The following is a 21,249-nucleotide window of genomic DNA, read 5'->3' as shown; positions in this document are numbered from 1 at the left end:
GCCGTGCGGGTTCCGGACAGCACCGTCGCCGCCCGGTAGGCCCGCGGGACCGCCCGGGCGCCGGGGCCGGCCGGCGGCCGGGCGGTCCCGGCCGGGCAGCCGGCCCGGCCGGCTGCCGACGCCGACCGGATCCGGTGGGAGGACCGACCGCCGTACCTCGACGGTCGGTCCTCCCGGCAGGTCAGACCGGCACACGGGCGTCCCGGACGCTGTCGGCCAGCTGGGTGGCGAAATCCCGGACCGCGTCGAGCCGGGCGGCCGGGTCCCCGTTGTCGATCAGCCGGCGGACGAAACCGGCACCAACGATCACCCCGTCGGCGTACGCGGCGATCCCGGCCGCCTGCGTGCCGGTGGACACCCCCAGCCCGACACAGACGGGCACGTCGGTGACCGCCCGTACCCGGCCGACGAGGTTCCGCGCCGCGTCCGCCGAGGCGTCGCCGGTGCCGGTGACCCCCATCGACGCCGCCGCGTAGACGAAGCCCCGGCTGGCCGCGGCCGTGCGGGTGAGCCGCTCGGTGGTCGACGACGGGGCGACCAGGTAGATCCGGTCGAGCTGGTGGGCGTCGCTGGCCGCAGTCCACCCGCTCTGGTCCGCCTCCTCGGGGATGAGATCCGGGATGATCAGCCCGCATCCGCCGGCGGTGGCCAGTTCCTCTGCGAACCGCTCGACGCCGTAGCACTCGACCGGGTTCCAGTAGGTCATGCAGACCGCGGCGGCCCCGGCGACGGTGACCGCCTCGACCGCCTCGAAGACGTGCGGCGTGACGGTCCCGCCGGCCAGCGCGACGTCCACCGCATGTTGGATGACCGGCCCGTCTATGGCGGGGTCGCTGTAGGGCAGACCGACCTCGATCACGTCGACGCCGGCCGCGACCATCGCCTCCATGGCCGCGATCGAGTCGGCCGCGGTGGGGAAGCCGACCGGGAGGTAGCCGATCAGCGCCGCCCGGTCGTCCGCCCGTACCCTCCGCAGGGTCCGGCTCAGCCCGGTCTCCGACGCGCCCGCGTCACCCACAGTCGTCCCCTTCAGCCCCAGGTGCTCGATGGCGGTGTGCATGTCCTTGTCACCCCGTCCGGAGAGGCAGACGACGATCACCGGTGGGGCGCCCTCCGGCCCGGTGGGCAGGGTCGGCGCGATCCGCAGCGCCCCGGCCAGCGCGTGCGCCGACTCGATCGCCGGGACGGTTCCCTCGGTACGGCTCAGCCGGGCGAAGGCCCACATCGCCTCGTCGTCGTCCACCGGCTCGTACCGCACCCGGCCGGTGTTGTGCAGCCAGGCGTGTTCCGGACCGACCGCTGGGTAGTCCAGCCCCGCCGAGATCGAGTGGCTCTCCCGGGTCTGGCCGTACCGGTCCTGGAGCAGGTAGGTGCGGGCGCCGTGCAGCACGCCCACCGAGCCCCCGGTGATCGAGGCGGCGTGCCGGTCGGTCGCCACGCCGTGACCGCCGGCCTCAAAGCCGTACAGGCGCACCCGGCTGTCGGGCACGAACGGGTGGAACAATCCGATGGCGTTCGAGCCACCGCCGACGCAGGCCGCCACCGCCGTCGGGGCCGGCAGGCCGAGGGCGGCCACCTGGGCGCCCGCCTCCAGCCCGATCACCCGGTGGAAGTCGCGGACCAGGGCCGGGAACGGGTGCGGCCCGGCCGCCGTGCCCAGCACGTAGTGCGTGGTGTCCACGTTGGTCACCCAGTCCCGGATGGCCTCGTTCAGGGTGTCCTTGAGCGTCCGGCTACCCACCGACACCGGAACGACCTGTGCGCCGAGCACCCGCATCCGGGCCACGTTGAGCACCTGCCGGCGGATGTCCTCCTCGCCCATGTAGACGACGCATTCGAGGCCGAGCAGTGCCGCCGCGGTGGCGGTCGCGACGCCGTGCTGGCCGGCCCCGGTCTCGGCGATGACCCGGCGCTTGCCCATCCGGCGGGTCAGCAACGCCTGACCCAGCACATTGTTGATCTTGTGCGAGCCGGTGTGGTTGAGATCCTCGCGCTTGAGCAGGATCCGCGCGCCGGCGCCCTCGGCGAACCGGGGCGCCTCGGTAAGCGGACTCGGCCGCCCCGCGAAACCGGTAAGCAGCGCGGCGATCTCGGCATGGAACTCCGGGTCCTCGCGGGCCAGGTGGTACGCCTCGGTCACCTCGGCCAGCGCCGCCATCAGCGCCTCCGGCATGAACCGCCCACCGAACGGGCCGAAGTGGCCGTCCCAGCCCTCGGGCAGCTCGGCACCGTCGAGCGCCTCGGCCACCAACGCCACGTACGCCTTCGGCGGCGCCGCCCACGGCGGGGTCATCGGGCCACCCCCGCCGGCCGCCGGCCCGCCGCCACCAGCGCGGTCACCGTCGCTCGTGGATCCGCGCTGGTCACCAGCGTCTCGCCGACCAGCACGGCGGCTGCGCCAGCGTCCCGGTAGGCGCTGACGTCCGCGGGAACCCGTACCCCCGACTCGGCGACCCGGACCACGTCGTCGGGCACCAGGGCGGCCAACGTCGCGAACACCCCCGGGTCGACCTCCAGGGTGTTGAGGTTCCGGGCGTTGATGCCGACCACCCGCGCGCCGGCGTCGACCGCCCGGCGGACCTCCTCGGCGTCGTGCGCCTCGATGAGGGTGGTCATGCCCAACTCGGTCGCCTCCCGCAGCAGCGCCTCCAGCTCAGCCTGGCCGAGCGCCGCGACGATCAACAGCACCAGGTCGGCACCGAAGGCGCGGGCCTCCCAGAGCTGGTACGGCGAGACGATGAAGTCCTTGCGCAGCACCGGCACCCGTACGGCGGCACGGACTGCGGTCAGGTCGGCCAGGGAACCATCGAACCGGCGCGGCTCGGTGAGCACGCTGACCGCGGCGGCGCCCCCGGCCACGTACGCCTCGGCGAGGCCGGCCGGGTCGTCGATCGCGGCCAGCGGACCCTTGGCCGGGCTACGCCGCTTGATCTCGGCGATGACCCGTACCGTGTCGCCGCGCAGGGCGGCCACCGCGTCCAGCGGCGGGGCCGTCGTGGCAACCGCCGCCTCCAGGGCGGCCAGGTCGACGAGCATTTCCCGGGCCGCCAGATCCACGCGTACGTCCTGCACGATCTCCTGCAACACGCTCATCGGGACACCCCCTCACTTGCTCGGCTCGATCGAGAGCTGGTGGTGGAACAGGCGCAGCGGGTCCCACTGGCTCTTGACCCGCCGCAACCGGGGGTAGTTCGCGCCGTAGTACAGCTCCTGCCACGAACTGCCCGACCGGTTCCATGCCGGGTCGCGCAGGTCGACGTCGGGATAGTTGATGTACGCCCCTCCGGTGTCGCGGTTGCGTACCGGCACGCCGCCGGTGCCGACGTAGACGTCCCGGTAGAACTCGCGCAGGCAGCGGATGTGCGTCGCGTCCTCGGCCTCGTCGTCCCACTCGCTGATGTACATCAGCATCAGCGCGGCGTCGCGGTGCGAACTCGCGGTCGCCGACTCGGCGACGGCGGTGACCTGACCGCCGTACGGGGCGATCAGCACCGCACTGCCCGGGTGGCGTAGTCGGTGGCGGTCAGCGCGCGGTGGATGGCCGCCGCCTGCGCCTCGGTGAACGCGGTCCGGTGCAGCGCCGACTTGCCCTTGATCCGGCGTCCGACCGGCCGGTCGGCGAAGCCGGACCACTGGGTGCCGAGCAGCCAGGGCAGCCGCCGCCGGACGGTGCTCTGCCCGGGCACGCCCACCCCGTCCCCGATCTCCCTCGAGAACTCGTCGAGCAGCCCGTCGGGGTCCGGCGCCTGCGTCGACACCTGGGTGTTGAGGACGACGGCGCCACCGGAGCGGTGGAACGTGATCAGATGGCTGTAGAGGTGGTTCTCCACCAGACCCGGCCGGTTGCGCGCGGCGTACAGCGGCTGTAGTTGAGCAGCAGCCGGGTGAACGCCGCCCGGTCCATCGCAGCCCAGGGCCAGATCACGGTGCTGACCAGCAGCTCCGCCGGGGCCCGGGGCAGCAGCCGGCGGGGGGCCGGGCTGGCCACCCCGGGCGACCGGAACCAGTACCGGGTCACCACGCCGAAGTTACCGCCGCCACCCCCGGTGTGCCCCCACCACAACTCCCGGTGCGGATCGTCGGCGTCGCGGGTGGTGACCACCGCCCGGGCCAGACCGGACCGGTCAGCCACCACCACCTCGACGGCGTAGAGGTGGTCGACGGTCAGCCCGAACAGGCGGCTGAGCGGGCCGTACCCGCCACCGGCGATGTGCCCACCGACGCCGACGCTCGGGCACGAGCCGGCCGGCAGCGCGACTCCCCAGCCGGTGAAGAGCCGGCGGTTGACCTCCTCCAACCGGGCGCCGACGCCGACCACGAAGGCCCGGCGGGTCGGGTCGAAGCCGATCTGGTCGAGCCCGGACAGGTCCACCAGCACCTCGACGGCCGGGTCGCTGACGAAGTTCTCGAAACAGTGGCCGCCGCTGCGGACCGACAGCCGCCGCCCCGAACGCGCGGCCTGCTGGACCGCCTGCACCACGTCGGCGGTGGAGGTGGCCACCACCACCTGCCCGGGTCGGCCCACCCAACGCTGATTGACCCCGCGTACCAGGTCGGCGTACTGCGGGTCGCCGGGCCGTACGGTCGGCGGCGCGGCGCCGCCCACCGAGGCCGGTCCGCCCACCGACGCCGGTCCGGCCGCCGGCGCGGGTACGCCGCCGACGAGCACGGCGGTCACCGCGCCACCCAGCACCGCCGAACCACCTGCACTCCACGACGGGTCAGTTCCACCCGAGTCACCTTCCTTCTGCGGTCTGTCGCAACGCCACCAACAGGCGGTCGCGTTCTTGCACGCCGTCGAGCCGGAGCCGGTCGTCGAAAACGATCAGGGGCACTGCGGCGGTCTCCCGCCGGGCCCGTCGGATCAGGTCCCGGACCTCGTCCACACCGGTGTCGCCGTCGAGGAAGCGGGCCACCCGCTCGGGCGCCATTCCCGCCCGACCGGCCCGTTCGACCAGCACCTCGGCGGCGGACACGTCGACGGCATCGACGAAGTAGCCCGCGAAGAGCAGCTCTTCGAGCCGTCCCTGGACCTCCTCGCCGTACTCCCGCCCGGCCAGCCAGAGCAGCCGATGCGCGGCCAGGGTGTTGACCGCGTAACCGGACTCGTTCGCGAAGGCGATACCAATGCCGAGGCCGTACTCGGTAACCTCGCTGTTCATCCGGGCCGCCTTGGCCTCGCCGTACTTGCCGGCCAGCCAGGTGAGCATGGGCATCGGCGTGGCGGGATGTTCGCCGTCGATCTGGTACGGGTGTCGCACGATCCGCACCGTGGGATCGCCGGACTCCCGTACGGCCGCGTCGAGGTGGCACTTGGTGACATAGCACCACGGGCAGGAGATGTCGAGATAGCTGTCGACCCTCACGGCTGCACCCCCGGGACGGCGACCGGCACGTCGTAGGACGGTCGGTCGTTGACCGTGGCGACGTCGAACCCGCCCAGGCGGGCGTACCGCTCGGAGATCTCGGCCAGCTCGGCGGCCGGGATCACGTCGTGCACGTCGGTGAAGCCGTCCGGGGCCCGCCGAGCCGCCAGGCTGATGACGAGTTCCGGCCCGAGCTGCCGGTTACGCTCCTGCAGGTCCGTGGCGACCGGCCGCCGCTGCTGCTCGTACTCGGTCAGGGCGGCGACCGGGTCGGCCTGCCGGGCCAGGCAGTACGCCAGCACCCGGGCGTCCACGATGGACTGGGTGGCGCCGTTGGAGCCCATCGGGTACATGGCGTGCGCGGCGTCGCCGAGCAGCGTCACCGGCCCGAAGGTCCACCGGGGCAACGAATCCCGGTCCACCATGGGATAGAGGAACGCCTCCCCGCCGGCCCGGACCAGCTCCGGCACGTCCAACCAGTCGAAGCGCAGGTCGGCGAAGTCGGCCAGGAAGGAATCCGGCTCGACCACCCGGTTCCAGTCCGCCCGGGCCGGCCGCTCCTGCTCGGCGGCCGGCCGGGCCAGCGCCCAGTTCATCAGCACCGGCGCCCCGGGGGCGGCCGGTAGGGACATCGGGTACACCACGGCCCGACGGCGTTCGTCCCCGGCAATGATCATCGTCCGCCCGTTGAGCATGGGCGGCAGCCAGGCGGAGCCCCGCCACACAAGCAGCCCGTTCCACGGCGGCTCACCCTCGCCGGGATAGAGCGCCGAACGGACCGCCGAGTTGATACCGTCCGCGCCGACCATGACGTCCGCGTCGAACTCGCTGACGCCTCCGGCGGCCGGATGGTCCACGACGGTCCGCACCGAGTCGTCCGCCCGGACGTCGAAGTCCCGTACCCGCGCGTCGGTGACCACCGCCGCGTCGCCGAGCCGTCGGCGTACCTCGTCGAGGAGGACCATCTGCAACCGACCCCGGTGGATCGACAGCTGCGGCCAGCGGTAACCAGCGGACCGGCCGCGCGGTTCGTTCCAGATCAACGAGCCGAACCGGTTGTAGTAGGACAGCTCCCCGGTGCACACCGCGACCGTCGTCAGGTCGTCCAGCAGACCCAGTTCGGCGAGTACGCGGACCGCGTTGGGCAGGATGTTCAGGCCGACCCCGAGCGGCCGGATCTCCGGGGCCGCCTCCAGCACCCGGACGTCGTCGATGCCCGCCGCGTGCAGGCTCAGCGCCAGCGTGAGGCCACCGATGCCGGCGCCCGCGACCAGGACCCTCACAGCGCCACCCCGCCCCGCCAACGCTGCTGAGGAATCGTGCGGTTCGGTTGGGCCCGGCGCTCCTCGGTCGACGGGTCGGACCGCCGCGCCTGGACCAGGTTGGCGTTCTGCCGGGTCAGATCGATGATCTGCCGGAGCAGGTCGACGCTGGCGCCGCCACTGCCCACCGGGTAGAGCCGCAGGTCGGCCTGGTACGCCTGGCGGGCGATGCCGAGGTGACGACCCCGGAACACCACCACGGTCCGCAGCACCCGGGCCAGCGCCTCCGCGCCGCGGCGCAGCACCGGGGACCCGCCGCCGGTTAGCGCGCCGTCGACCCCGCCGAAGGCGTCGATGAGCCGGCTCACCACCGACCGTCGCTCGGTCCAGCGGGTGTAATAGTTCCGCCAGCGCGGCAGGCTGTAGGGCACCGAGTGGCGGATGAACTCCTCGTACCCGGGATCGCTGCGGTCCGTCGCCCAGATGACCTGGTCCACGAGCCAGAGGGGCACCTGCGCGGCGGCCGGGCCGAGCAGTTCCCGGCCCTCAACGGTGATCTCCTCAAAGTACGGACGGAGCACCCGGGCGAAGAAGACCGGGCTGACGTGTCGCAGCACCATGTCGATCGAGTCCACCATCGACGTGAGCCGGACGTTCAGCTCGTCCAGCAGCGGCGCGAACTCCGGGTCCGTCGGCTCGGTGTCGGCCAGGGCGTCGCAGGTGTTGAGGCCGGTCCGCAGGTCGGGGAAGACCATCCGCACCGACTCCTGGAGGAACCCCTCCTGCGGGTCGCCGGTGTACATCCGCTGGCGGTGCCCCACCGGGTTCCAGGTGGTGTAGTGGTGCACGGTGTCGCGGGGCACCATGTCGGTACGCCGGCCGATCTCCTCCAGCACCACGGTGACTTCCGGCACGACCGGCAGCGGCTCGACACCGTGCCGCTTGAGGGAGCCCAGGAACATGCCCAGGTCGCGCATGGCCGCGAGGCACTCGTCTACCGAGTAGGTGGCGACCTCGTCCAGGCCGGGTATCAGGGCGCGCAGGGCGCCGGATATCGCCGGCACGTCCGCCTGCGCGTTCATCGCGCGCAGCCGGAAGCAGGCCGGATCGGCGTTGAGCGGGTCGAGGAGCCGGACGTTCTCGATCCGGGCCAGGCTGGACAGGTCGGTGATCGTCGCGTTTGGCATTTCTCACTTCCTAGTCAGAGGGGACGGAGAGTGGGTCGCAGGAGGACGCGCGTCGTGGCGGGCACGACGTGCGCGGGAACGGAGGGGGTGGCGAGGTGGGTCGGCGCGACGGGGCCGTTGTCGCTCAGTTACCGACCGGGGTGAGTGGGCTCGGCGGAGCCGCCTGGTCCAGCCAGTGCCGGGTGGTCTGCCAGGGGCGTGGCGGCAGGGACACCAGACGGCCGGCCGGCCCGACGTCGCCCGGCGTCTCGGCGGTCTCCCCCGGCCCGCCCGACAGCACCGCGCGCAGGTCCCGGATCATGTCGTCGTGGGAACAGCCCTGCACGATCACCTGGTGGGGGTAGCGCCGACGCCGAACATTGGTGCTGTAGCAGATGTCCCGCAGGTCGAGCGCCGCGCCCGCGCCACCGGGCGCGAGGAAGGCCAGGTAGCGCTGGATCAGCTCGGTCAGCCCGTCCGGTGTGCGGGCGCTGAGGACCAGCGAACAGCGGTCGCCGGCCGCTCCGGGCGCTCCGGTCGGCCGGCACGTCCCGGCCCGGTCCGCGGCCTGGGCGAGCACCAGGTGGACGTTGGCGCCGGACATGCTCTGCCCGTTCACCGCCACGATCGTCGGTCGACCATGGTCGGGCAGCGGGGTCACGACGTCCGGCACGACCAGGGGTACCCGGTCCCAGTCGACGTCCACCCGGGGGCGCACGCAGTGCAGGCTCGGCGGCACGAGTCCGTGCTCCAGGCAGAGCACCGCCTTGAGCAGGCCGGCCAGGCCGGCAGCGGCCTCGGTGTGGCCGATGTTCGTCTTGACCGACCCCACCAGGCAGGGCCGTCCGGCGGGCCGTCCCTCGGCGAGCACCCGGATCAGCGCGGCGAGTTCGGCCGCGTCGATCCGGGTCCCGGTCCCGTGCGCCTCGACGTAGTCGACATCCGCCGGGGAGACACCGGCAGCCGCGTATGCGGCCCGCATCGCGGCGGTCTGACCGGTGACCGAGGGCGCGGTCAGCTCGGGCTTGGCCCGACCGTCGTTGCTCACCGCGCTGCCCAGCAGCACGGCGCGCACCCGGTCACGGTCGGCGAGGGCGGCGGTCAGCGGCTTGAGGACCACCACCACGACGCCGTCGCTACGGACGAAGCCGTCCGCGGAGCTGTCGCCGAACTTGCACCGTCCGTCGGCGGCCAGCACCCCCGCCTGCCCGAACATCACCGCAGGGGTGGGCGTCAGCACCAGGTTGACCCCGGCGACGACCGCCATCGTGCTCTCGCCCGAGCGGAGGCTCTGCGCCGCCAGGTGGACCGCCACCCCCGAGGACGCCTGGGCGGCGTCGACGGTCAGGCTGGGTCCGCGCAGGTCGAAGGCGTACGAGAGCCGGCCGGCCGCCATGCCGCGCTGCTGGCCGCCGAGGACGGAGGCCAACCCGAGCCGGTCCAGTCGCGGGCTCTGGAGATCCCAGTAGTCGGCCTGGCTCTGCCCCACGAACACCGACGTACGGCTGCCCGCGAGGTATTCGGGCAGCTGACCGGCGTCCTCCAGCGCCTCCCACGCGCTCATCAGCAACAGCCGCTGTTGTGGGTCCAGACTCGCCGCCTCGTCGTCGTCGATGCCGAAGAACCCGCCGTCGAACTCGGCGACGCCGTCCACGAAGCCACCCCAGCGACTGGTCGTCCGACCGGGCGGCGGTGGAAACGGCGCGACGTAGTCGTCGACCCGGAACCGGTCCGCTGGGACCTCCGTGATCAGGTCCCGGCCGTCGAGCAGGTGTCGCCAGAGCTGTGTCGCGTCGGGTGCGCCGGGAAGACGGCAGCCTACGCCGATCACCGCGATCGCCTCCCCCGCCTGCCGTCGTGCTGACCGCATGTGACGAATTCCTCCCCGAAGGTCGTGCGGTGGATCCGGCGTGCAGTCGTGAGCGGTGGCCGGCACCGCCCGGGCGCCCGGCCGGCACGCCGCTGTCGGCCTGCCGGGCGCCCGGGGTGCGTCCTCAGGAACGCCCGGACTGTTCTCCCTGAGAGAACTGCTGCCACGGCCGCGCCGCGACCCAGTCGGCGACCGGCGTCGGAGTCACGTTCAGAACCTTCGGCAACGTCGCCGGGTCCAGGTCGAACAGGTCACGGCCGGCCTCCTGGCCGACCCACCGGTAGATGCCGGAGACGCCGGCGGCCGCCTCGGCGCCCAGCGCGAAGGCCAGCCCCTCCTGGAAAGCGTCGACCTCCAACTGCAGGTAGCTGATCGGTCTGCCGAGCACGTCGGAGAAGATCGCGGCCAGTTCGGGGCCGGTCAGGACCTCGCCGCCGCCGAACTGCACCGACCTGCCGACCAGGTCCGGACGGTCCAGCGCCGCCACCATCGCCGCCGCCAGGTCGTCGTGGGACACCCAGGCGACCCGCCGGTCCGCGGGCAGCGGATAGGCCAGCACGTTCTGGTTGACCAGCGCGCCGCCCACCCCCGGGTTGAAGAGGTTCTCCAGGTAGACCGGGGGGCGGAGGACGACAAACGGAACGCCGCTCTCCGCCAGGATCGCCTCCGCGGCCCGCCGGGTCTCGTACGCCGGGTACGGCGTGATGTCGTCCGGGATGCAGGTGTTGCTGTTGTACACGATCTGCTGCACACCCGCCTGACGGGCGGCGTCGGCGATGTTGCGGGCGTAGCCGGCGACCGTGTCCGCGTCGTACACCAGGGGCAGGGTCACCGCGGCGTGGGTGACGCCCGCGAACGCCTCGCGCACGGCGTCCGGATCAGCCAGGTCCCCGGTGACCAGGCTGACCGCCGGGTCGGCCGACTCGGTGCCTTGGTGGGCGAAACCGCGCACCGGATGGCCCCGCTCGACGAGGTTCCGGGCGACCGCGCCACCCTGGGCGCCGCTAGCGCCGAACACCAGATACTGCCTGCCCTGCTCTGTGGTCATTCCTCAGTTCCTTAATGCTCGGTGAGAACGCCCCGCCCCGGGGACACGGCGCTTGGTGCAGGACCCGTCGCACGGGTCCTCGTTGCCGGTCAGGACCGTTCGGGTCCTGACCGGGTGAGCGGACCGCGGATGCTCCGGGTCCACTCGGGCGGTGGCTTCCGGTCGGTAGCCGGCGGGCGCGGCACCCCCGACGGCTACCGACCGGAGACGGTCGCCTGATCGACGGGCGCCGGCCGGCCCTGACGTAGCCGGACGGCCGCCACGGCCGCGACGAGCGAGACCACCGCGCCCACCAGGAACGCCGTCTGGAAGCCGGCGGTGGTCGCCGTCTCCAGGCGGACCGGGTCGTCACCGGTGACCTGGCTGGTCCGGGCGGCGGCCACACCGGCCATGACCGCCAAACCGACGACCGCGCCGATCTGCTGGCTCGTGTTGATCAGCCCGGAGGCGAGACCGACCTCGTTGTCGGCCGCCTCCGCCGTCGCCGCGACGTTCGTGGTCACGGTCGCCAGCGGCAACCCGACGCCGAGGATGACGGTCGGGCCGAGCACCTCGGAGACGAAGTCACCGTCGGCGGAGAGGCGGGACAGCCAGAGCATGCCCACCCCGACGAGGACGAAGCCGGTCGTCATCACGACCTCCAGGCCGAACCGGGCGATCAGCCGCTCGCACGTCGGGGCTACCGCGATCACCATGAGTGACATCGGCAGCAAACCGAGCCCGCCGCCCAGCGGGGAGTAGCCGAGCACGTCCTGGAGGTAGATGCTGACGAAGAAGAACGTCGGGAACAGGACGAGCTGGGCCAGCCCACCGAGGATGTTGGCGGTGCGGAGCCGGCGTCGCCGGAAGATGCCCAACGGCACCAGCGGGTGGCTGCTGCCCCGCTCGACGAACACGAACGCCACCAGGCACAGCACCGCCAGCGCGGCCGCGCCGACGGTCCGGCCAGCGAGCCAGCCGATGTCTCCGGTGGACACCAACGCATACGCCAGCAGGCCCAGACCGGCGGTCACGGTCACGGCGCCGAGCGCGTCGAAGGCCCGGCGGTCCCGGGGCGCGCGCACGTCGGGCACCAGCCGGAGGGCGAAGACGACCAGTACGGCGCCGGCGACGACGTTCAGCAGGAACGTCGAACGCCAGCCGAACGAGTCGGTCAGCACCCCACCGAGGACCGTGCCCACGGCGCCTCCGGCGCCGGCCATGGCGGCGAAGATGCCGAGGGCCCGATGCCGTTCCGGCCCTTCCGGGAAGATGCCCAGCACCAGGGCCAGCGCGGCGGCGGCGGCCAACGCGGCGGCCAGGCCCTGGATCGCCCGACCGGCGATCAGCAGGCCGGCCGAGTTCGCGACCGCGCCCACCGCCGAGCCGACCACAAGGACGACCAGGCCGATCACGAAGATCCGGCGGCGGCCCACGTGATCGGCGCTACGGCCACCGAGCAGGAGGAGACCACCGAAGGTGATCAGGTACGCGTTGGCCACCCAGGAGAGCCCGGTCGGCGAGATGTGCAGGTCCGCGCCGATCGAGGGCACCGCGACGTTGATGATCGCCGTGTCGAGGATCAGCAGGAACTGGGTGAAGGCGAGCACTGCCAACGCGCGCCACCGATGCGGCGCTCCGGCGGCGGGCGAGGAGCCGTTCGGATCGGTCATGAGGCGCCGTACATCGAGTCGTCCAGCTCGTAACCGTCCAGGCAGGACTGGGCGAGCCGCTCGCAGAGGTCGGGACGACCGTCGCGCACCACCGCCGGCAGGTAGATGTGCGGGGCGCCGTGGTAGAAGCGCTCGTACTGCTCGTGCCGCGAGGCGAACTCCGAGCCCAGCGCGTCCCAGGCGAGCTTGAGCAGCTTGATCCGCGCCTTGGCCGGGTGCCCGGGTGAACGGACGTACTTGGCGAGCACCGGTCCCAGCTCGGGGTGGAGCAGGTCGTACCCGGAGGCGGGCAGCTGGATCAGACCGCCGCCGGCGAGCAGCTTGACCTCGGCCACCGCCTTCGGGTAGATGTCGCCGGCCATGGCCCGGTGCGCGGAGGCTATCTCCGGGTTGATCATGACGCCCTCGCCGCCCGGGACGGGAACGAACTCCGTCTCGGCCGCGATCAACATCGACCGGGCGATGTTCACCCAGCTCATCAGGCGACCGATCTGGATCTGCACCGGGGGCAGGCGGTAGGTGTTGTTCGCCTTCGCGATAAGGATGGCCAGGCCGGTGAGGAACTCCAGCTTCGTCCAGAAGCGGGTGGCCGACTGGTGGACGAAGTTGTTGTACGCCGGCGTCGCCCACCACTGGCGCAGGCTGGCGTCCACGTCGCGGTAGACCAGCACCCGCTCCCACGGCACGAAGACGTCGTCACACACCAGCAGCGAGTCGTTCTCGTCGAACCGGGAGGAGAGCGGGTTGTCGAAGACGCTGCGGGCGCTGGCCTCGTACGAGGTACGCGAGACGAACTTCAGCCCCCGGGTGTCGAGGGAGATGGAGAAGCTGAGCGCGTACTCCACGTCCTGCGGGGCCAGGGGCTCGATCGTGCCCACCACCACCTCGTCACCGAAGGCTGCGGCCGTGCCGATCATCTTCGCGCCACGGACTACGATGCCGCCGTCGGTCTCCTTGACCACCCGCAGGTAGAGGTCGTCCTCCTCCTGCTCGGACGCGGCCTTAGTGCGGTCGATCTGCGGATTGGTGATGGTGAACGCCTGGTAGAGATCGCCGGTGGACATCCGCCGGTAGTGCGACGCGACGTTCTCCCGACCGTCGAACTCCGCGCCGGCGAAGACCTCCGGCAGGGCGGCGAACCCGGCGAGGCCGGAGGCCATGTAGTCGGGTGAGCGGCCGAGGAACCCGAAGGTCGCCTCGGACCAGATCTTGTGTGCCTTCCGCCGGGCGACCAGGTCCGCGTAGTCGCGTGCAATGTGGAACGCCCGGTGGATGCGGTCGCCCGACGGGGACTCGACCGTCAACGTCGGGGTGTACTCCGCCTGGTGGGTGAGGTCGTAGAGGTGGCCGATCGACCGAGCCGTGTTACGGAACGCGCGGTGCCGGGTCATGTCCTTGACCGGCTCGCCGTCCAGCCAGATCTCCCGGCCGTCACGCAAGGCGTCAAGGTACTGCTCACCGGTTCGCGTCATGCTTCATCTCCTTGGTTACGGACAGGCAGGTGGTTGCTGGTGGGTGCGGACCGTCGGTGGCCCGGGGGACGATCAGGACGCCGCCTGCTGCCCGGCGGGTCGGGTGGAACGCGGGCGGCGCCGGACCGAGTAGCGGGAGGCCGCGTTGGCCGTCGCCACGTCGAACCCGCCCAGCTCCGCGTAGCGGCGGGAGACCTCGGCCAGTTCATGGTCGGGGTCGCTCGCCGACGGGCAGGGACGGGTGACCGATCGGGAGCGGTCCGCCATCGCGACGACCACCTCCGGGCCCAGGGCCCGGTTGCAGGTCTGGAGCAGCGTCATCCGGTCGCGCCGGTCCCGTTCGTAGGCCGTGAAGGCGGTGCAGACGTCCGGATGGCCGGCCACGGCGCTGGCCAGGGCACGGGCATCGACGATCGCCTGGGTGGTGCCGTTGGACCCCATCGGGCACATCGCGTGCGCGGCGTCACCGACGAGCGTCACCGGCCCGAAGGTCCAGCGGGGCAGCGGATCACGGTCAACCATGGCCTGCTCGAAGGGGGCCTTGGCGGCGGTGATGAGGGCGCTGACGTCCAGGGAGCCGAAGACCCAGCCGTCGAGCGCGGCCAGCAGCTTCGCCGGGTCCGCCACCCGGTCCCAGCCGGCCCGGTCGACATCCTCACCCGGTACGAAGGTGCGGGACACCGCCCAGTTCGTCTCGACCAGCCCGGCGGCGTCCGGCTGGGGCGCTATCGGGTAGGCGACCACCTTCCAGGTGCTGTCGCCTCCGACGACCATCGAGCGACCGTCCGCGAAGGGAGGGATCCTGGCGATGCCCCGCCAGACCACCTGCCGTTGCCACACCGGCGGCCCTTCGTCGGGAAAGAGCACCCGGCGGACGCCGGACCGGATGCCATCCGCGCCGACCAGGGCGTCAGCCTCGGTCGTGGTGGTGCCGCCGGTCCGGTGGACGAGGGTGACCCGCACGCGACCGGTGGGGAGCACCTGGAAGTCGGTGACCCGGGCGTCGGCCCGGACACACCGCCCACCGAGTCGTTCCTGCACGGCAGCGAGCAGCACCATCTGCAAGCGCCCGCGGTGCACCGAGAGCTGCGGCCACCGGTGACCGGCCGCCCGGCCCCGCGGCTCGCGCCAGATCACGTCGCCGTGCCGGCTGAAGTAGACAAGTTCGGTGGTCGAGACGGCCGACGCGCTCACGGCCGCGTCGAGGCCGAGGTCGGCCAACTCCCGGACGGCGTTGGGCAGGAGGTTGATCCCGGCGCCGAGGGGCCGGATCTCCGGTGCGGCGTCGACCAGTCGGATGTCGTCGAGACCGGCCGCGTGCAGGCTCAGGGCCGTGGTCAGGCCGGCTACACCTGCCCCGGCAATGAGTATCCGCATCGACGTCCCCCATGTTCGTCCCGCGCCAGATCGCCAGCCAGCGACGCGCTCGTCATCGCGGGTGGCACCGGCCGCTTTAACCAACGGTGGGACCGGAGCCCGGAGCACAGCCCGCAAATCTCAACGCGACGCTAGGAAGGCCCCCGTGCGCAGAGCTTCTCTTGCGATACGCAAGTGGTATACCGCTCGTCTCGGCCAAGCGGCCCGCTGTCCCTCGCAATATTCACGGAAGACCTAGGTACGATCAATTAAGAACTCTCCGCTTTCAGTTAAGGATAGTCCATGAATGATCTTGACGTGCTGGCTGAGCTGCTCAAAACGATACGCCTAGTCAGCGTTTTCCACAGCCGCTGGATCGTGCGCGGACCATGGATCGTCCAGGGTGACGCGGATCACTGTGCGGTACTTCACTACACCCTAGGTAACAGTTGTTACGTCAAGATTTCCGGTCAACCGCCCATTCTGCTGCGGCCCGGCGACTTGGCGATCTTCCCCTACGGCACGCCCCACACATTAGGAGACGGATCAGCTGGCCCCGCCCGGCCGTTGCGCAGTGTGCTCCCCGAGCGCCGGCTCGGCGAGTCCGCAATTGTGCGGATTGGCGACAAAGGCGCTCTCACCGAGCTGATGTGCGCCAGCCTCAACTACGACCCGGGCGGCGAACCCCCGCTGTACCGGTCGCTCCCGCCGGTCTTCGTGCTGGGCAAGCCCGAGCTCGCGAACGAGCCGCTCCTGCTCCGGACGCTGGAGTCCCTGGTCCCAGAGACCGAGCGGCGCGAGCCGGGCAGCCCGCTGGTCACGCTGCGGGCGTTCGAAATGGTTTTCGTTCTCGCTCTTCGCGTGGCACTGCGGAAGCTGACGGTCGACTCACCGGCCCTGCGGGCGCTGAGTCATCCCGGCGTCAGCCGTGCTCTATCGGCTATTTACGGGGAGTTCCAGCAGCCGTGGACACTGGACCTGCTGGCACAGCGGGCCGGCATGTCCCGGTCGAGTTTCGCCAAAACGTTTCGGGAACTCGTCGGGGAAGGGCCGGCGCTGCATCTCACCCGACGCCGGGTTCGGGAGGCGGTCGAACTGCTGAAATACACCAAGACTCCGCTCAGTTCGATACCCGAGATGGTGGGATACAAAAGCTCGGTAGGATTCCATCTCGCATTTCGTAAAATCCTGAATGATACGCCGGGCCGATACCGGGCGAATCATGGATTGACGGGCTGTCAACCGTGCACCGACGAATCATGAGGCCACGGGCCGACCCCTCCTTGGACGATCGCATAGTCCGAGAGGCGGATCTGACCAAGGGAGTCTGCCGGATGCGTCGGGCACGTGGAGGCCAGAGAGGCGATTGAGGGCGCATCGATGTCAAAGGGCGTTCGATTTGTTCTTGATCTACTAGTATGTGCCTCGCCAGGTGGGTGTGACTTCGTCCGTTATGCGTCGGCTGACGTTGTCGATCATCGCGATGTGGATCATGGCCTCGGAACTGGTAGGCAGGGTTTCGTAGTCGCGGGCGAGTCTGCGATGCAGCATCAGCCAGCCCCGGGTCCGCTCCACGACCCAGCGCCGTTTGACCACGTGGAAGCCTCGGGTCTCGGTGTTGCGCGGTACGACCTCGGCGTCGATACCCAACGTGGCGGCGTGTTCGACGAACTGGTTCTTGAAGCCGGCGTCCACCCAGGTTTGGGTGATGGTCGGAGAGGCGGCTTTGGCCTGGTCCAGTACTTGGATTCCGGCGCGGTTCTCCGTCACGGACGCGGCTATGACGATGACCGCCAAGAGAAGTCCCAGGGTGTCGGTGACTACGCTGCGTTTGCGTCCCACGATGACTCTGCTGCCGAATTCGGTTCAGGCGGCGCCGGCGGCCGGCTCGACGCCACCATAACGCTGGCCGCCCCCACCGACGACGAACGTCTCGTGATCATCGGCATTACCGGCACCCACCGCTCCGCCGCAGCGTCCCGACTCAGCGTCCCGACTCAGCGTCCGACTCACCGAGGTGGACGAGCACCTGCGGGCGGCACACGGAGTCGGCTTGTCCGACGTGCTCACCGCGGTGGCCCCGCTGCGCAACCGGCCGGCCGACCTGAAACGCGAGGCGATCGCCCGCGACGCCGTCCTCGCCGTGGCCCACGGCGGTCGGCACGCTAGCGCCGCCTGGTACGCCGAATGGCTCGACAGCCTGCGCCGCGACGGCACAGTGACCCGTATCGTCCGAAACGGACTGCCGTTCGACGACGTGGTCCGCGTACTGGATGCGCTGCCCGCGGCCGACGAACCGATGCCGGTCTTCGCCGACCGGGTGCTGGACGACGCGAAGGCCCTTACCAAAGGGCCGCTGCGCGGGCTCGTCCTCCGTGCCGTCGCCGCGTGGCACCAGACGGCGCTACCGGTCGACGGCGAGCAGGAACGGGCGTTGTGGGAATCGGTCGGGCTGGTCCCGGACGACCTCGCCAGCCAGGTACTGGTACTCAACATGCCGGCCACCGGCGGCCTGGTCGGGCGGTGGCTGACCGAGGCCGCCCAGGCAGGCGTGCCGATGCGGGTCACCCTGCACCAACTACGTTTGGCACCGCTGAGCATGACCTGCGACGAGTTCTACGTCTGCGAGAACCCCGCCGTGCTCCGCGCGGCCACCGCCATACTCGGGGCTCAGGCTCCGCCGCTGATCTGCACCGAAGGAGTATCGTCGGTCGCCGTTCACACGCTGATGCGCGCCGCTCGCGGGGCAGTGATCCGGTGGCGCAACGACTTCGACTGGACCGGCGTACGACTGACGGCGGCGGCTCTCCAGCGATACCCGAATGCGGTCGCGTGGCGGATGGCAACTGCCGACTACCTGCCGGCGGCGGACACCGGCACGGCCCTGCTCGGTACACCAGCTGAGACCCCGTGGGACGAGTCGCTGGGCGAGTCGATGCGGCGGACCGGCCGAGCGGTGATGGAGGAACGCCTGCTCGACCGGCTCATCGCCGACCTGCGCACGGCCGGAGCCAAATGATGGTCCCACCGGCGTTCGTCGTCGATCCACTCGACGCCGCAAATCGTACGTCACGGGTCCGTATACCGAACATGGTTGCGCCGCAGATCGAATGCGGTCCTCCGCGCAGATCGAAACCGCGCCGGTTATCACGGCATGTGCCCACACCGCACCTGATTCCACGCCGCGCCGCCGCGCAGGTCGACGCCACCCTGGCCGACACGCGCGTTGTTTCTAAGCCTCGATCCATCGATGACTGTCGGATCGGCGGGGCCCCGAAGATAGAAGATGCCCTCTGAACTGGAAGGATAGGAGTTGCGACGCTTCTATTCCGCCGGTTTGAGAGGGCACCTCGCAGGTGAGATTACGCCATGACGCGCCGGTGGTGCGGGCGACGTTCGACGATCCGAATCTGGTGTCCTGTGCCGGTCTCGTTCTGGTGATACGCCGAGCCACTCAGTACCGGCCGGCCTTCCACAGGCTGGTGGCCGCCGACCCGTAGTCGACGGCCAACAGTGTGCAAGTGGTCAATTCGCTAATGGACGGCTACCGACTGCTTGTTGTAGTTGTTGCCCTCACCGTCCGGCTTGTAATTGCTCTCCACGTTCCCGGCGATGTCGATCGAGAACCAATTCACGGTCGTATCGCTGTTCACCGTGATGCTCTGGACCCCCTCGCGCATCCCGGCCAGGGCCAGCTTGGGCGAGTTGTACGTCGGCCGACTCCCATCGAGCGTGTAGTACACGTTCGCCGGTTCACTCGTGCTGAACGTGAACGCCGTAGCCCCCGCCTCCTGCTTGACGATCTTCAGCGCAGTCTTCGGCTGGATCTTGTCCGTCGCGTAGGCCCGGGCCACCTCAAGGATGGCGATGTTGCCGTTGGCGAACTCCATCGCCTCCTCGTGCCCCTCGGCGAACGGCGGCTGGAAGCCGACCGCGCTGAACCGCCCGGTCGTCGGGTTGTAGATGTCCGCGCCGACCTCGAAGTCCCAGCCGATGATGCCCCGGTTGTACCAGTGCTCGTCAGCGCTGTTGCCGGCCGCCGAGTAGAGCACGTCCGTCACGGGTCCGGTGCGGCCCGGCCAGATCGCGGTACCTCGATATTCCTGGACCCGGGAGAGGATGTAGTCCGAGGAGGTCCAGAAGTACGCCTCGGTGCCCTGGTCCACCCGCGGCAGCACCTCCCGTCCCTCGGCCTTGTACGCCCCCGGCGGCCACATGAAGTACCCGCCGTAGGAGTGGGTGTTCATCGAGAGCTTGATGTTCGGGAAGTGGTCGACCAGCCAGACCTCGTTGTGCGCCTCCGGCTCGGACAGCTCGCTCGGCCCGGCGAACGTGTCGCTGACGCAGTTGGTCGCCGATGCGCCGACGTAGCCGTCGAAGACGGAGCCGACCGAGAAGTTCCGGTTGATGTCGACGCCCCAGGCGTTGCGGCGGCCGGGGTCCGCGTTGGACGCCGGGCAGTAGTTGGTCATGTTCCGCCGCTGCATGTTGTAGTCGTACATGCTGTAGTGCGCGCCGTCGGGGTTGACGACCGGCAGGATGAAGATGTCCAGGTCGTCGACGATCTTGCGGGTGTTCGGGTCCCTGGCGTAGTTGCGCAGCAGCCGCTCGGCGGACTCCACGCAGACCAGCGGGGTCACCCACTCGCGGGCGTGTTCCTGGCAGTAGAGGAAGACGCCGACCTTCGAGCCGTCGCGGTGCTTGCCGATGCGCAGCACCTTCATCTGGAACGGCTCGCGGGACACGCTCGCCGGCGCCTTCAGATTGTCGGTCAGCGGGGTCACCGGAGCGGCGGCCATCACGCCGGTGCCGGCGTTGCCCCGGTACGTGCTGGCCGTGAGCAGCTTGGCCGCGTCGGCGTTGCCGTTGACCGCGGCGACGACCTGCGCCGCCGTGCTGGTGATCGCGCCGGAGCCGTTGGTGGCCAGGCGTACGGTGACGGCCTTGCCGGACACGCTCACCGTCAGCGGGGCGTTGGCCGTGCTCGGGTCGACCAGCGCCATGGTGATGTCGTTGCCGCCCTCGGAGCCGTACGCCTTGGAGGTGACGTAGACGGTGCTCGCGGCGGCGGTGCCGAACTGCGCCTGCGCGTTGCGCCGGTAGCCGTTCGTCTTGTACGGCAGGTCGATCAGCTCGGTCAGCCTCGGGAACTCTGCGGCCAGGCCGGTGAACCGCGCGGTGACCTCCGTCGGGTCCATGTAGTGGTCGACGAAGTCCGACACGTACGGGTGCTTGCCGGGGTCCTTGCGCGGGCTGCCCAGCCACTTCGAGACGTCGACCGTGGCCGAGCCGCCCTTGTTGCTGGTGATGGTGGCCCTGGCCGGTGCGGCGGTGATGGGGACCGGGTTGCTGAACCGGTGGTACATGTACTGGCCGGCGTCGGTGAACCGGGACATGGTGGCGGTGCCGCCGGAGCCGATCTCCGTGCCGGGTCCGCTGTCCCAGCTCGCGGTCAGCACGGTCGTCGAGTCGGTGCCGGCGCTCGACTTCACCTCGACGTTGAGGAAGAGCTGGTGGTCGAGGCTGGTGAACCATTCGGCTCGCAGCACGGTCAGGGTGTCGGTGCTGGCGGTCGCCACCGTCGCGGCGCGGATGGCGGCGGACCGTTCGGCCATGTTCTGCGCGTAGTCGCTCTGGTCGGAGATGGCGTCCTGGACGTCGAAGCCCTTGTCCCGCAGCGCCTGGCTCTCCTCCGGGCTGAGGATCGCGTGCACCTCGATGCCGTTGTCGACCGGCTTGACGTACTCGGCGAGGTCGACGCCGAGTTGGTTGAGGCGGTCGATGCCCGACTTGTCGGCGACGACGATGCGCATCAGGCCGACGCCGTTCTGTTCGCCCGTCGACGACCGGTCGGGGGCCGCGGCGTTGTCCGTCGTCGGACTGGCGAGGCCGGGTGCGCTGACGGCGAGCGCCAGCGGTAGGGCGATCAGGGCCAGGAATCGGCGCGGTCCGTTGGATCTTTGCGTACTCCTCATGAGAGTCCTTCCGGCGAGGCGATCCAGAAGGCCGCGCAGTCGAGGCGTCGGGGTAGGTCCCCCCGGCTGCCGCAGCTGCGCA

16 protein-coding genes and 2 pseudogenes are annotated in these 21,249 nt (G+C 70.7%); 2 read left to right on the top strand and 16 right to left on the bottom strand.

Annotated features, from left to right (window positions below; all coding sequences use genetic code 11):
- Positions 1-181 precede the first annotated feature (181 nt).
- From trpA to B0E53_RS05965, 14 genes and pseudogenes are all read right to left on the bottom strand, one after another.
- Positions 182-988: a tryptophan synthase subunit alpha gene (trpA, locus tag B0E53_RS39105; RefSeq protein WP_246835263.1), complete on the bottom strand. Its 807-nt coding sequence runs from the start codon at positions 986-988 to the stop codon at positions 182-184.
- A gap of 42 nt (positions 989-1,030) precedes the next feature.
- Positions 1,031-2,251: pseudogene (trpB, locus tag B0E53_RS06025) on the bottom strand (tryptophan synthase subunit beta); the annotation flags it as partial.
- Positions 2,252-2,289: 38 nt separating this feature from the next.
- Positions 2,290-3,093, bottom strand: coding sequence for an indole-3-glycerol phosphate synthase TrpC (trpC, locus tag B0E53_RS06020; protein ID WP_107075074.1), 804 nt, complete (start codon positions 3,091-3,093; stop codon positions 2,290-2,292).
- Positions 3,094-3,105: 12 nt separating this feature from the next.
- The gene (locus B0E53_RS38555) at positions 3,106-3,492 is read right to left on the bottom strand and encodes a BBE domain-containing protein (protein ID WP_107075073.1); all 387 of its coding nucleotides are present in this window, start codon (positions 3,490-3,492) and stop codon (positions 3,106-3,108) included.
- Complete coding sequence (locus B0E53_RS38550) at positions 3,486-3,830, bottom strand: hypothetical protein (protein ID WP_107075072.1); 345 nt, start codon at positions 3,828-3,830, stop codon at positions 3,486-3,488. Before B0E53_RS38550 ends, B0E53_RS38555 begins: the two co-directional genes overlap by 7 nt.
- The gene (locus tag B0E53_RS38545; protein WP_210405950.1) at positions 3,803-4,678 is read right to left on the bottom strand and encodes an FAD-binding protein; all 876 of its coding nucleotides are present in this window, start codon (positions 4,676-4,678) and stop codon (positions 3,803-3,805) included. The genes B0E53_RS38550 and B0E53_RS38545 overlap by 28 nt, the downstream gene beginning before the upstream one ends.
- 58 nt (positions 4,679-4,736) lie before the next feature.
- Entirely contained in the window at positions 4,737-5,366 is a 630-nt protein-coding gene (locus tag B0E53_RS06000) for a DsbA family oxidoreductase (protein WP_107075070.1), read from the bottom strand.
- Positions 5,363-6,649: a flavin-dependent oxidoreductase gene (locus B0E53_RS05995; RefSeq protein ID WP_107075069.1), complete on the bottom strand. Its 1,287-nt coding sequence runs from the start codon at positions 6,647-6,649 to the stop codon at positions 5,363-5,365. Before B0E53_RS05995 ends, B0E53_RS06000 begins: the two co-directional genes overlap by 4 nt.
- Complete coding sequence (locus B0E53_RS05990) at positions 6,646-7,815, bottom strand: monodechloroaminopyrrolnitrin synthase PrnB family protein (RefSeq protein ID WP_107075068.1); 1,170 nt, start codon at positions 7,813-7,815, stop codon at positions 6,646-6,648. Before B0E53_RS05990 ends, B0E53_RS05995 begins: the two co-directional genes overlap by 4 nt.
- 124 nt (positions 7,816-7,939) lie before the next feature.
- Positions 7,940-9,664, bottom strand: coding sequence for a polyketide synthase (locus tag B0E53_RS05985; RefSeq protein ID WP_107075067.1), 1,725 nt, complete (start codon positions 9,662-9,664; stop codon positions 7,940-7,942).
- A gap of 124 nt (positions 9,665-9,788) precedes the next feature.
- Positions 9,789-10,712 carry an NmrA family NAD(P)-binding protein gene (locus tag B0E53_RS05980; protein ID WP_107075066.1) on the bottom strand — a complete coding sequence of 308 codons (924 nt, stop codon included), beginning with the start codon at positions 10,710-10,712 and terminating at the stop codon, positions 9,789-9,791.
- A gap of 194 nt (positions 10,713-10,906) precedes the next feature.
- Positions 10,907-12,364 carry an MFS transporter gene (locus B0E53_RS05975; RefSeq protein WP_107075065.1) on the bottom strand — a complete coding sequence of 486 codons (1,458 nt, stop codon included), beginning with the start codon at positions 12,362-12,364 and terminating at the stop codon, positions 10,907-10,909.
- Entirely contained in the window at positions 12,361-13,836 is a 1,476-nt protein-coding gene (locus B0E53_RS05970; RefSeq protein WP_107075064.1) for a 4-hydroxyphenylacetate 3-hydroxylase N-terminal domain-containing protein, read from the bottom strand. Before B0E53_RS05970 ends, B0E53_RS05975 begins: the two co-directional genes overlap by 4 nt.
- Positions 13,837-13,908: 72 nt before the next feature.
- Positions 13,909-15,213 carry an FAD-dependent monooxygenase gene (locus B0E53_RS05965; protein WP_107075063.1) on the bottom strand — a complete coding sequence of 435 codons (1,305 nt, stop codon included), beginning with the start codon at positions 15,211-15,213 and terminating at the stop codon, positions 13,909-13,911.
- 282 nt (positions 15,214-15,495) lie between these two features.
- Between B0E53_RS05965 and B0E53_RS05960 the strand changes: the two genes are divergently transcribed.
- Positions 15,496-16,455, top strand: coding sequence for an AraC family transcriptional regulator (locus tag B0E53_RS05960; protein WP_107075062.1), 960 nt, complete (start codon positions 15,496-15,498; stop codon positions 16,453-16,455).
- A 150-nt stretch (positions 16,456-16,605) separates the two neighbouring features.
- Here B0E53_RS05960 and B0E53_RS05955 read toward each other — a convergent pair.
- A pseudogene (locus B0E53_RS05955) lies at positions 16,606-17,058 on the bottom strand (transposase); the annotation flags it as partial.
- 151 nt (positions 17,059-17,209) lie between these two features.
- Here B0E53_RS05955 and B0E53_RS05950 point away from each other — a divergent pair.
- Positions 17,210-18,211 (top strand): DUF2399 domain-containing protein, encoded by a 1,002-nt coding sequence (locus B0E53_RS05950; RefSeq protein ID WP_246835262.1) that lies wholly within the window; start codon positions 17,210-17,212, stop codon positions 18,209-18,211.
- Positions 18,212-18,725: 514 nt separating this feature from the next.
- Here the strand turns inward: B0E53_RS05950 and B0E53_RS05945 are convergent.
- Complete coding sequence (locus B0E53_RS05945) at positions 18,726-21,167, bottom strand: M14 family zinc carboxypeptidase (protein WP_168215239.1); 2,442 nt, start codon at positions 21,165-21,167, stop codon at positions 18,726-18,728.
- Positions 21,168-21,249: the final 82 nt, after the last annotated feature.

Origin of the sequence: Micromonospora sp. MH33 (assembly GCF_003013775.1) — a bacterium.
Lineage (GTDB): Bacteria > Actinomycetota > Actinomycetes > Mycobacteriales > Micromonosporaceae > Micromonospora > Micromonospora fulviviridis.
The sequence above is the reverse complement of the archived record's forward strand: the minus strand, read 5'-3'. Positions and strand labels throughout refer to the sequence as shown.

Excerpts from the sequence above, each read along its gene's own strand:
- trpC (WP_107075074.1), bottom strand. The coding sequence starts at position 3,093 with ATGAGCGTGTTGCAGGAGATCGTGCAGGACGTACGCGTGGATCTGGCG.
- B0E53_RS05990 (WP_107075068.1), bottom strand. The coding sequence starts at position 7,815 with ATGCCAAACGCGACGATCACCGACCTGTCCAGCCTGGCCCGGATCGAG.
- B0E53_RS05985 (WP_107075067.1), bottom strand. The coding sequence starts at position 9,664 with ATGCGGTCAGCACGACGGCAGGCGGGGGAGGCGATCGCGGTGATCGGC.
- B0E53_RS05980 (WP_107075066.1), bottom strand. The coding sequence starts at position 10,712 with ATGACCACAGAGCAGGGCAGGCAGTATCTGGTGTTCGGCGCTAGCGGC.
- B0E53_RS05975 (WP_107075065.1), bottom strand. The coding sequence starts at position 12,364 with ATGACCGATCCGAACGGCTCCTCGCCCGCCGCCGGAGCGCCGCATCGG.
- B0E53_RS05970 (WP_107075064.1), bottom strand. The coding sequence starts at position 13,836 with ATGACGCGAACCGGTGAGCAGTACCTTGACGCCTTGCGTGACGGCCGG.
- B0E53_RS05965 (WP_107075063.1), bottom strand. The coding sequence starts at position 15,213 with ATGCGGATACTCATTGCCGGGGCAGGTGTAGCCGGCCTGACCACGGCC.
- B0E53_RS05960 (WP_107075062.1), top strand. The coding sequence starts at position 15,496 with ATGAATGATCTTGACGTGCTGGCTGAGCTGCTCAAAACGATACGCCTA.
- B0E53_RS05945 (WP_168215239.1), bottom strand. The coding sequence starts at position 21,167 with ATGAGGAGTACGCAAAGATCCAACGGACCGCGCCGATTCCTGGCCCTG.